This is a genomic window from Paenibacillus sp. FW104-T2, assembly GCF_058789975.1.
Window position 1 is genome coordinate 26,635 of record NZ_JBYTCE010000027.1, and the last position, 11,905, is coordinate 38,539.

Consider the following 11,905-nt stretch of genomic DNA (forward strand, 5'->3'; position numbering starts at 1 on the left):
GGCATGCTGGGAAAAATGATCAAAACCGGGTTCAATTCAGTCATAATGGGCATACTGGACGTATAAACCATGTTCAGGAGGCATAAACATGTCAGTGAATTATGTGTGCAGGCACTGCCGTACCTTTATTGGCCGAATCGATTCTGCCCGAATATCAGAAGAACAGTTGGGCTTTCATTTCTTGACCCCCGACGAGCGGAGGGATATAATAGCGTATAATTCCGGTGGGGATATTACCGTTCGGATTACATGCGATTATTGCAAAGAAGCGCTTGAACTCAATCCTGAGCTCAGCTTACTGGCGAGCCCGCTTCAATAATAAGCCTGGTTCGCAGCGAAGATGGATAACAGATGATGGGGGCCGCGGAATACCGCTCCACCTTTATAGCCTTGGCAGCCTGCTGAGGCTTCTTTTCAATTTGGGAATGAAAATGCTGATGACGGAATTTGGGTTATTGGTTGAACCTGATGTGGTAATGAAGCGAGTAATCCGATATGATGAAACAGGACAAAAAGGAATTTGTATCCAATTCAGAATGATAATACTGCGCTTAGGCGTGAACTAATCAAGTAAGTTATAAGAGAGGTGCCCCTTTTGTTACAAGCACTTATACAGGCTTTTTCCAAAGATCCCGATTTTGGATCCATTACTGCCGGTATTACGTCCGGTATGAAAGAGCAGCTGGTCTCAGGATTGTCCGGATCAGCGCGCCAGATCATGCTGGCAGCTCTGCACCAAGAGATGAACCGACCACTGCTCGTCGTTACACACAATATGTTTTCCGCACAAAAAATCGCAGAAGATTTACAGGAAGCGCTTTCACCAGATCAGGTGCTGCTCTATCCTGCGAATGAACTTGTAGCCGCTGAAGCCGCTGTTTCCAGTCCGGAAACACTGGGTCAGCGTATTGATGTGTTAGTTCGCTGCGCCCAAGGCTTTAGGGGCGTTGTTGTTATTCCATTTTCCGGCGTGCGGCGTTATGTCCCTCTTCCGGAAGTGATGGCAAATGCTCAGATTACCATCAAACAAGGGAATACACTCGATCTGGACTCGTTCCTTCTGGAGATGGTGAAGCTTGGATATGAACGTGTAGAACGGGTTGAATCTCGCGGCGAGATGAGCGTGCGCGGAGGAATTATCGACTTTTATCCAGTGACATCGTCCATTGCTTATCGGGTGGAATTGTTTGACGATGAAATTGACTCCATACGAACATTCGACCCAGCGGATCAACGCTCCATTGAACGAATCGATGAAGTTACGGTGCTGCCGTGCAAGGAATTGATTGCTGACCGCGAACGTATGGAGAAGGCTGCGGATGAAGCTGTCGTTTTACTGGAAAAACAGCTGGAGAAAATGACTGACCGCCAGGCCAAGCTGCGTCTCCGTGAAGAAATTCACCGGGAGATTGAGCTGCTGCGTGAGCATGTGTATTTCTCTGAAATGTATAAATATATATCACCGCTCTATCCGGAGCATAAAACCATTTACGATTACATGCCGGAGGACACGCTTCTTGTTCTGGACGAACCTGCACGGCTGGCTGAAACGTCCAAGCAGCTCGACCGGGATGAATCGGAGTGGAACCTGCATTTGATGCAAAACGGAAAGACACTGCCTGATCTTCATTTGTCAGCAGATGGGGATGAGCTGTTATATGAACGTCCATTCCAGACGCTGTTTATGTCGATCTTCTTGCGTCAGGTTCCACATACACAGCCTCAAAACATTCTGAATTTTATCAGTCGGGGCATGCAGGATTTCCACGGACAGATGAATGTGCTTAAGGCCGAGATGGAGCGCTGGCAGAAAGCCGGAGTGCATGTGCTTATGCTGGCGAGCGGTGAAGAAAGACTCGATCGTATGCGGAGAGTCCTCATGGACTACGATATACCGGAACCGGAAATGCTTATCGGTAACCTGCAGACAGGATTCGAACTGCCGTCCATTCATTTAGCCGTCGTAACCGAAGGTGAGATGTTCTCCCAAAAGCAGCGCAAGGCACGCAAACAAAGCCGTAATGTAGATAATGCAGAACGGATTAAATCGTATAGTGAGCTGAAGGTGGGCGATTATGTTGTCCATCAGAACCACGGGATTGGTAAATATTTAGGCATTGGTACGCTTGAGGTTGGCGGTATTCATAAGGACTATATGCATATTCTCTATGCTGGTGGGGATAAACTGTCGGTACCGATCGAACAGATCGACCTGATCCAGAAATATGTCGGGTCAGAAGAGAAAGAGCCCAAGATCTACAAGCTGGGTGGTAACGAGTGGACACGGGTTAAAAATAAAGTTCGTTCATCTGTACAGGATATCGCTGACGATCTGATCAAGCTCTATGCGGAGCGTCAGACCTCAAAAGGTTTCGGCTTCGAGAAGGACTCTGCCGAGCAGCAGGAATTTGAGGCCATGTTCCCTTATGATGAGACTCGTGACCAAGTCCGTGCGATCGAAGAAATTAAAAAGGACATGGAACAAAATCGTCCCATGGATCGTCTGCTATGTGGAGACGTCGGTTACGGAAAAACCGAGGTTGCCATTCGTGCTGCTTTCAAAGCGGCTATTGAAGGCAAACAGGTTGCGGTACTCGTTCCGACCACGATCTTGGCACAGCAGCATTATGAGACATTCCGTGAACGTTTCTCGGGATATCCATTCAATATTCATGTTCTTAGCCGCTTCCGTTCCCGTAAGGAACAAAATGAGACGGCCAAAGGTATTAAAAGTGGAACAGTCGACATTGTCATTGGTACGCACCGGTTGTTATCGCAGGATCTGGTATTCAAGGATCTAGGATTGCTTATTGTTGATGAAGAGCAGCGGTTCGGTGTAACCCATAAGGAGAAGCTGAAGAAGCTGAAAACAAACGTGGACGTGCTCACACTGACGGCTACACCAATTCCGCGTACCCTCCACATGTCCATGCTGGGAGTGCGTGATCTCTCGGTTATTGAAACACCACCAGAGAATCGGTTCCCGGTGCAGACCTATGTCGTGGAACATAGTCAGGCGCTTGTTCGGGAAGCCATTGAGCGGGAACTGGCACGTGGGGGTCAGGTTTATTATTTGTATAACCGAGTTCAAGGAATTCAGGAAATGGCTGCCGAAATTGCTGACCTGGTTCCTGGAGCCAAAGTGGGCGTGGGCCATGGTCAAATGTCGGAGACAGAGCTGGAGAAAACCATCCTGGACTTCCTGGATGGCGAATATGATGTGCTCGTAAGCACAAGCATCATTGAGACAGGGGTAGATATCCCGAATGTAAATACCCTGATTGTTCATGATGCAGACAAAATGGGCCTTTCCCAGCTGTACCAGCTGCGTGGGCGCGTTGGACGGTCCAATCGAATTGCCTATGCGTACTTTACGTACCAAAGGGATAAAGTGCTGACCGAGGTTGCAGAGAAACGTCTGCAGTCTATTAAGGAGTTTACCGAGCTGGGGTCGGGATTCAAAATTGCGATGCGAGATCTATCGATCCGCGGAGCAGGGAACCTGCTGGGAGCAGAGCAGCACGGCTTCATTGCCTCAGTCGGATTCGACTTGTATTCTCAGATGTTGGCCGAGGAAATTAACAAACGCAAAGTCACCATGCTCGGGGAAGAGCCGGTACCTTCCGATCAATGGAACACCACGCTCGATCTCAGCATCGATGCCTACTTGCCGGGTGATTATATCTATGACAGTATACAGAAGATTGAGATTTACAAAAAAGTGGCGGTTATTGCCTCTTTCGACGATGCCATGGAGCTGGAAGACGAATTGGTTGACCGATTCGGCGACCTTCCGGAAGCTGTCATTAATCTTATGGCTGTAGCCAGATTGAAAGTATACGGGAAAATGTACGGAATTGAGTCCATTACGCAGCGTGGTGACGACCTTACCGTGAAATTCTACGAAGGCCGTGAGCATGCGTTTGAGCTCTCGAAAATTGCGCACATTGGAAATCAGTTCGAAAGACGTGTACAATTTGAACAAGGACCCCATATGCTTATTCATGTCAAAGGCAAAGGGCTTGGGGACAAGCAACTGATGGAGCTGGTAGAGAAATTTCTGGAGTCCATGAAGAGTGCTTTTAAATCAAAGGGGGAACCAAAGGATGTTACCAAAGTATAAAAAAGTAGGGAAAGTACTCTCCGTGAGTATGGTTGCAGTACTGTCCTTATCACTGCTTGCTGCATGCGGCAAGAAGGATGAAGCAGCTGCACCAGAAACCAATGATACAAGCGCTGTTGTAGCGACCTATGATGGCGGTACAATTACAGCCAATGAATTCGATATGGAGCAGCGGGTCATGAAATTCCTCTATCCGGAATATGCACAAATGATGGAGATGGACGATTTCAAGGACTACCTGGTGCGCCAGGAAGTTGCTTATGAATATTTGAGTGGCAAAGCGAGTGAAGAAGCTAAAACAGCAGGTGCCAAAACAGCAACTGAACAATTCGACAAAATGAAAGCACAAGTTCAAGCGGATCAATGGACTGAAATGTTGAAAGCTCAGAACCTGACAGATCAGAACATCAAGGATTACATGACTCGCATCATGACCGTTATCAAGGATAAAGAGACTGGCGTTACGGAAGATGCAATCAAAAAAGAATTTGATACAAACAAGGATCAGTTCACAACCGCTTCGGTTCGTCACGTCCTGATTAACTTCACGGACCCAGATACGCAAAAAGAGCGTAAAAAAGAAGATGCCTTGAAAATTGCGAAAGAAGTTAAAACTAAACTGGATGCCGGTGAAGACTTTGCAAAAGTTGCAAAAGAATACTCCGAAGATCCAGGCTCTGCAGATAATGGCGGATTGTACGAAAATACCCCAGTATCCAACTGGGTAGAAGCGTTCAAAGAGGCTGCCAAAACATTGCCGATCAACAAAATCAGTGATCCGGTTGAGACGGAATACGGCTATCACGTGATGAAAGTGGAATCCCGTACGGAAGCAGACTACAGCAAATTGACAGATGAGCAAAAAGAAACACTCAAAAGCCAATTGGCAGCTGCAGAGATCGATACGTTCATGACAAATGAACTGGATAAGATCGTGAAGGAAGTAAACCTGCCGAAGACAGACAAGGCTGAAGAAGGTACTACGGAAGGTACTACGGAAGGTACTGAAGGCACAACGGGTACTGGAACTGGAACCGAAGGTGACAAATCCAAAACGGACGAGTCCACAGGTACTGACGCCAAGACAGATCAAGGTACTAAAACAGAGTCCGATGCAACAACAGGCGATAGCGCAGATACAAGCAGCAAGTAAGAAACGAGCTGCAGCAAACTTACTTTCTGGACAAGCTTAGAGAAGCAAGGGGAGGACTTATGGCCTGCCCCTTGCTTCTTTTTGTACAGACAGCAGCGTAATGGGTACATGGTCACCTTCTGCGAAGAGAACACAACTATATTCTTCAAAGTATGTATAAGGAAATGGGAACAGATGAATACTATGGTCAAGATATCACACTAAACGTTCTGGGACTTTCCTCTACCCATTAAGGAACAGTAGTTGAAAAATCTTCTCGAGAAAGTGGGGCAACATGTGAAATGAAAGCTACTGGTATTGTCCGCCGTATTGATGACCTCGGCCGTGTGGTCATTCCAAAAGAAATCCGTCGTACGTTACGAATTCGTGAAGGAGATCCGCTTGAGATTTTTGTGGATCGTGATGGAGAAGTCATTCTAAAAAAATATTCGCCGATCGGCGAACTGGGCGATTTCGCCAAAGAATATGCTGAATCCTTGTATGAGAGTACGGGTCATGTAACCATGATCTCTGACCGCGATACCATTATTACGGTAGCGGGTGGCTCCAAGAAGGAATATCTGGACAAGCAGGTAGGTCAGCTGGTAGAGAGCTGCATGGAAAATCGCAAGACCATCGTTGAGACAGGTAGTGGCTCCTATGAGATCAGCAAGGATCATGATGAAACATTATCCTCTTTCGTCATTGCACCCATCATTTCGGGTGGAGACCCTATTGGAACCGTCATTCTGTATAACAAGGATGAATCCGTGAAGATGTCCCAGATGGAAGTAAAAATGGCTGAGACAGCTGCTGGCTTCCTTGGCAAGCAGATGGAACAATAAACAGCAGATTAACTCCTGATGCCTATCCGGCAGACAGGAGTTTTTTGCATTTAAAAAGGCTGAATTAAGAGCGGATAGAGGGGACTTCAAAGGGAACTTCAACAGAAGGTTAGTCTGTGCGGCTTCAGGCAGGTATAATAGCAAAGTATGCTTACTGGATATAATCGCTTGGATAACTGTAGGAGGGACTTATGAAACAGCCGTCTACTACTGGCTCAAGATTGCTGCAGGGTGCATTTGTGCTTGGCCTTGCTGCCATTATTTCTAAAATCATCGGTGCTTTTCAAAAGATTCCGTTACAGAATCTAGGGGGCGACGGTGTTTTTGGCATTTATAACACGGTATATCCGTTCTATATGCTTATTATTACGATTGCTGCCGCCGGACTGCCTGTTGCCGTATCCAAATTTGTAGCCGAACAACATGCGCTGGGGAGGCCGGAGGAGGGTAAACGGATTATCCGTCTGTCTTCCATGCTTCTTGGAGGCATCGGATTAATCCTGGCCATACTGATGTACATTGGTGCACCACTTATAGGTCATCTGATTGGTAATGGACATGTCATTCCTTCGATTCGGGCTGCAGCGCTTGCACTGCTATTTGTCCCGCTAATGACTGGACTTCGTGGATATTTTCAGGGTTTACAGCAGATGGTGCCGACCGCTGTGTCACAGGTCGTAGAGCAGACGATTCGTGTGACGGTAATGATTGTGCTGCTGCTATGGCTGATGAAGCAGGATGCATCGCTGGAGACCATTGCTGCCGGAGCCATGTTGGGTTCTGTTGCCGGTGGAATCGCGGGATTACTCACCATGCTCGCCTATATGTACGGTAGGCGGCGAAAGAGCAGGAAAACGGGTCTATCCCAAGAAGTGATGGAAGGCTTGCAGAGATCGGAAGCCAGGGAGGGACAACTACAGCAATGGACAAAAAACGGGACTCGACCGGAGAAGCTCCCCACCAATGGTCAATGGATTCGAACCTTGCTGGTATATGCCATTCCCGTCTGTCTGGGTTCGCTCGCTGTACCTCTGATGAACCTGGTGGATACCTTCACGGTGCCCCGGCTTCTAAGAAGTGAAGGGTTGGATGAGGTCGAATCCATGGTGTCGTTCGGAATTTACAATCGGGGGTTGCCGCTTGTACAGCTCGTGACGATGCTTGCTACGTCGCTATCCGTGCTGTTCATTCCGGCGATGGCCGAAGCTCGCCTGAAGGGCGGGCCGGAAGCCGTCAGGCAGCAGGCAAGCATCGCGCTGCGCTGGTTCTGGTTAATCGGTCTGGCTGCATCCGCTGGTCTGGCGGTGCTGGCAGAACCGATCAACCGCATGCTGTACGGTGATGCCGCAGGCACCGAAGCTCTGCGGTATATGGCGCTGACGGCGGCGGGCAGCACCGTCAGCATCATTGCGGCGGCGCTGCTGCAGGGCCTCGGCGCCGTGCGCGCACCCGCGTTCAGCATGCTGGCCGCCGCAGGCGTCAAGGCGCTGCTGAACGTCATGCTTGTGCCCGCGCTGGGCATCAGCGGCGCGGCCCTGGCAGGCGCAGTCGCCTATATGCTGGCGGCTGGCCTGAATGTGGCCCTGCTGGCGCGGCGTACCGCGATGCGCCCTGCCCCTGGCGCCGTCCTGCTGAAGCCGGCGCTGGTGATCGCCGCCATGAGCCTGGCGGCGGCAGGCATGGCCTGGGCTGCCGGAGCGGTGCTCGGCGGCATGGGCATCGCGGCCGATCGCAGGCTGGCCGCGGTAGGCATAAGCCTGCTTGGCATAGCGGCAGGCGCAGCCGTGTTCTTGCTGGCGTCAGCGCGTACCGGGCTGCTGACCGCCACAGATCTGGCCGCGATCCCGAAGCTTGGACCGCGCCTGGCCAAATGGCTTCGCAGGCTGCATGTCCTGCGGTAGCCCTGTCTCACCCTTTTACGTGTGAAATTATTGGATATCCACGGATTCTGTTATAATACGTGTAATTATAGAGCGCTGTTCTGCGTATGTTCCTCATGTCGATGTAACAATGGGAGGCATTCTGCAGAATGGTTCGGATGGAGGCTTGAAAATGAGCGCAGCAGCTTTGACCGTCGTTGGTCTCGGATCAGGAGATGCAGATCAGCTGACAGTAGGTATTATCAAGAAAATGAAACAAGCGGCTACGCTGTATGTCCGCACATTGGATCATCCTGTGCTGAATGATCTGAAGCAGGAAGGGCTAGAGATGACATCATTTGATGCAATCTACGAGGCGAAAGCATCGTTCCCGGAGGTCTATGACGAGATTGCGAGTCGCCTCATTGAGGCTGCCCGTCAGGGAGAGCCGGGAACTGAGATTGTCTACGCTGTGCCAGGCCATCCGATGGTGGCAGAGGCGAGTGTACGGCTGCTTAAGGAACGCTGTCCGCAAATGGGCATCTCACTTCGTGTCATGGGGGGAGAGAGTTTTCTGGATGAAGCCTTTATCCGTCTCGGATTTGATCCCATTGAAGGCTTCCAACTTCTTGATGCAAGCAGCCTGAGCACGGAACTAGTGCAGCCTCAGCTGCATACCTTGATCGGGCAGGTTTATGATGTGTTTACTGCGTCTGATGTGAAGCTATGCCTGATGGATGTATATCCAGATGACTATCCGGTATTTGTTGGACACGCCCTCGGTGTACAGGATCAGGAGATCATCCACAAGGTACCGCTTCATGAGCTGGACCGGATTGAAGGTTACGGAAACCTCTCCCTCATTTACGTGCCGAAAAACACGGATGATGCCCTGCGACGCCGCTCTTTTGCAAGGTTGCATGAAATTGTTAATATTCTTCGCAGCCCGGGCGGATGCCCGTGGGATCAGGAGCAAACCCATCAGTCGATTCGCAAGAACCTGATTGAAGAGACGTATGAGGTCATTGAAACGATCGATGAAGATGACCCTGATCACATGAAAGAGGAGCTTGGGGACTTGTTGCTGCAGATTCTGCTGCATTCCCAGATGGAAGAGGAAGTGGGCACCTTCAATGTGTATGATGTCATTGAAGGGCTTAACGACAAGCTCATTTTCCGTCATCCTCATGTATTTGGCGAGCATCAGGCCGAGAATGCGAATGAAGCACTGCAGAACTGGGAACAGATGAAGGCAGAGGAGAAGAAGCGTAAAGGGACCGATCAAAAGACCGTTTCGGTGCTGGATGGTATTCCCCGCGATTTGCCTGCCTTGATGAAAGGGTACAAGCTCCAGAAGAAAGCAGCCAAGGTTGGTTTTGACTGGGATGATGTGAATGGCGTATTTGCCAAGATTGAAGAAGAACTGGCAGAACTGAAAGAAGCAGTGCGTAGCAATCAATCGGCCGAAGAGCGGAAGCTGGAACTGGGCGATTTGCTGTTTGCTACGGCGAATGTGGCTCGTTTCATTGATACGGACCCGGAGGAAGCTCTTGCCGCTACCAACCGCAAGTTCACTCAGCGCTTCCAATATATCGAGGAGCGGCTTCGTGAACTTGGACGGACACCTGCAGATAGCAACGTCGAAGAAATGGAGCAGTTCTGGCAAGCGGCGAAGAAGGCTGGACTGTAACAGGGTAGACCAAGTAAACTGTTCAAATATCCTTGTTCCATGTTTTTCAATGGTATGATATGCTTATACGAACATGTGTTCATGTTTGGATTAGAGTTAATCCTGATTGATCGGACAACATTCCGGGTATTGGACTTAGACTTTCCATAGGCACAGGTTCATCATCAGCCAAAAAAAGTCGCTGGCCGAGGCAGGAATTCAGAATCCAAGCCAGAATACATGTGTAGTAACCTTGCGCGAAAGCCGCGGCAATCAGGCGGATTGCCAGGATTCGCAGATACTTTCTTTTTAATTTGGGAGGCTTTTAAAAATGAACAAAACAGATCTGATTAACAACATTTCCACCAAAAGCGGTTTGACTAAAAAAGACGTTGAGTCCGTATTGAACGGCTTCTTGGGAGAAATTACAGATGCACTCGCAAGCGGAGACAAAGTACAACTGATCGGCTTTGGCACTTTTGAAACCCGCAAACGCTCCGGTCGTACCGGACGTAACCCACAAACAGGGAATGAAATCGTTATTCCTGAGTCCACTGTTCCTGCATTCAAAGCAGGCAACAAACTTAAAGAAGCCGTAAAATAATGCGTCTTGATAAATTCCTGAAGGTCTCCCGGCTGATTAAACGCCGCACTGTGGCCAAGGACGTCTCCGAACAGGGACGTGTTCTGATTAACGGACGTGAAGCGAAGCCAAGCGCTGCTGTTAAAGTGGGCGATGAGCTGACGGTTCAGTTCGGTCAGAAGCTGGTCACCGTGAAGGTGGAACGTCTTGCTGAGAGCACTAAGAAGGACGAGGCGAGCAGCCTCTATACCTTGGTTAAGGAAGAGCCGATCGCCAAGGATAACGGGCTGAACTGGTAATCATCGGCCCGATATGCTCTTTTATGAATGAAAGTAAGTGAGATAGAAGCACCTTTCCTATATAGGAAGGGTGCTTTTGTGTTTGCATAGGCAGAAGCATTTCCTTCATGATCCCTGGTTCTATTCCCGCCTTCGCCTCCATAAGCTAGGTGTAAGAAGGAGGGGTACATGCCATGGTTGAGCACGGTAAACCGAAACAGCATCATTTGAGCATGCAAAATCGCAAACTGCTGGATCTGACAGGTGTCTCCAATGTAGAGAGCTTCGACAGTGAGGAATTTTTGCTGCAGACTGAACTTGGGCATCTGACCATCCGGGGGCACAATTTACATATCAAAAACTTGAGCCTGGAGGAAGGTTTGCTATCCATTGAAGGTACAGTCAGTTCTTTGCAATATCTGGACCCCGGTTCCCAGAACAAGAATAGTAAAGGCCTGTTCGGCAAGATGTTCCGATGAGTCTGGACACGCAGTGGATCACATTAACATGGATGCTGTTGTCGGGAATCGTAATGGGTATGGCCTACGACAGTTACCGGGTACTGTCCGGTCAGCTGCGCTTCCCGAGATGGAGCATGCACACGCTTGACCTGTTGTACTGGGTTGCTTCCGCGCTGTTCGTTTTCCGGATGCTGTATGCCGGAAACCACGGACAGCTGCGGTTTTATGTCTTTTTGGGGCTAATTATAGGGGTTTGCTTCTATTTTTGGCTTTTAAGTGTTACAACCCAGCGTTTTGTGGTAATGTTAATTAAACTCGCAAGAACACTTATTCATTGGTGTGGACATATCCTTAACATCCTGTTCGTTATGCCAGCGAAGGGACTATACAAGCTAGTTCGCGTGATATTGGGTTTTGTGATCGCGATACTGATATTCCTGGGCAAGCTGGTATTGCAATGTTTGGTACCTTTCGGCAAGTTGTTCCGCTGGATGTTTAGGCCGCTCCTGAAGCATTGGGTAACGCCCCGTTGGATGATCCGTGCGGGTTCAAGTATTGCAACGATATGGAAACGCTGGTTTTAAGGAGGTCCAAAAATGGGTAAAACACCTGTGGGGAGATCTGCAGCCCCAACAGGCCAAGGGAAATCTGCCGGCGCAAGAAGACGCCTCATGCTCTGGATGACATTCGTCGTTGTATTTGTCATTTGGGCAGGATATACGTTCCTTGTACAGAATGCACAGATTTCGGACAAGAGTTCGCAATTGGCCGCACAGCAGGCTTCGAAGGAAGAGACGCAGAAGAAGCTGGATCAGTTGAAGTATGAAGTCAGTCGGTTGAAGGACCCTGAATACATAGGACAGCTGGCGCGGAAAAAAGGCTATTACTTGCCTGAAGAGACGCCAATCCAGGTTGAAGAGTCAGGGAACTGATGGAATTACGCTCATGACTGAGC

11 protein-coding genes are annotated in these 11,905 nt (G+C 49.2%); all 11 read left to right on the plus strand.

From position 1 onward, the window contains the following. Positions 1-88: 88 nt before the first annotated feature. The 11 genes from fin to AC3WQ3_RS25510 all read left to right on the plus strand — a co-directional run bounded on the left by fin (position 89) and on the right by AC3WQ3_RS25510 (position 11,882). Positions 89-319: an anti-sigma-F factor Fin gene (fin, locus tag AC3WQ3_RS25460; protein ID WP_095293355.1), complete on the plus strand. Its 231-nt coding sequence runs from the start codon at positions 89-91 to the stop codon at positions 317-319. 276 nt (positions 320-595) lie between these two features. Next, positions 596-4,123: a transcription-repair coupling factor gene (mfd, locus tag AC3WQ3_RS25465; RefSeq protein ID WP_221807318.1), complete on the plus strand. Its 3,528-nt coding sequence runs from the start codon at positions 596-598 to the stop codon at positions 4,121-4,123. After that, complete coding sequence (locus AC3WQ3_RS25470) at positions 4,107-5,276, plus strand: peptidylprolyl isomerase (RefSeq protein ID WP_492474039.1); 1,170 nt, start codon at positions 4,107-4,109, stop codon at positions 5,274-5,276. The genes mfd and AC3WQ3_RS25470 overlap by 17 nt, the downstream gene beginning before the upstream one ends. Before the next feature lie 281 nt (positions 5,277-5,557). Next, a complete protein-coding gene (spoVT, locus tag AC3WQ3_RS25475; protein WP_095293358.1) occupies positions 5,558-6,100 on the plus strand; it encodes a stage V sporulation protein T in 543 nt (180 codons plus the stop codon). A 191-nt stretch (positions 6,101-6,291) separates the two neighbouring features. Further along, positions 6,292-8,001, plus strand: a complete 1,710-nt coding sequence (locus tag AC3WQ3_RS25480) for a putative polysaccharide biosynthesis protein (protein WP_336784351.1) — start codon at positions 6,292-6,294, stop codon at positions 7,999-8,001. A gap of 151 nt (positions 8,002-8,152) precedes the next feature. Beyond that, on the plus strand, positions 8,153-9,649 hold the full coding sequence (yabN, locus tag AC3WQ3_RS25485; RefSeq protein ID WP_492474040.1) for a bifunctional methyltransferase/pyrophosphohydrolase YabN: 1,497 nt from the start codon (positions 8,153-8,155) through the stop codon (positions 9,647-9,649). 310 nt (positions 9,650-9,959) lie between these two features. Next, entirely contained in the window at positions 9,960-10,232 is a 273-nt protein-coding gene (locus tag AC3WQ3_RS25490; protein WP_017691362.1) for an HU family DNA-binding protein, read from the plus strand. Continuing rightward, complete coding sequence (locus AC3WQ3_RS25495) at positions 10,232-10,510, plus strand: RNA-binding S4 domain-containing protein (RefSeq protein WP_095293361.1); 279 nt, start codon at positions 10,232-10,234, stop codon at positions 10,508-10,510. The genes AC3WQ3_RS25490 and AC3WQ3_RS25495 overlap by 1 nt, the downstream gene beginning before the upstream one ends. A 173-nt stretch (positions 10,511-10,683) precedes the next feature. Further along, on the plus strand, positions 10,684-10,968 hold the full coding sequence (gene yabP / locus AC3WQ3_RS25500) for a sporulation protein YabP (protein ID WP_095293362.1): 285 nt from the start codon (positions 10,684-10,686) through the stop codon (positions 10,966-10,968). After that, the gene (gene yabQ, locus AC3WQ3_RS25505) at positions 10,965-11,534 is read left to right on the plus strand and encodes a spore cortex biosynthesis protein YabQ (RefSeq protein ID WP_492474041.1); all 570 of its coding nucleotides are present in this window, start codon (positions 10,965-10,967) and stop codon (positions 11,532-11,534) included. The genes yabP and yabQ overlap by 4 nt, the downstream gene beginning before the upstream one ends. Positions 11,535-11,546: 12 nt before the next feature. Continuing rightward, positions 11,547-11,882, plus strand: a complete 336-nt coding sequence (locus AC3WQ3_RS25510; RefSeq protein ID WP_127540866.1) for an FtsB family cell division protein — start codon at positions 11,547-11,549, stop codon at positions 11,880-11,882. Positions 11,883-11,905 lie beyond the last annotated feature (23 nt).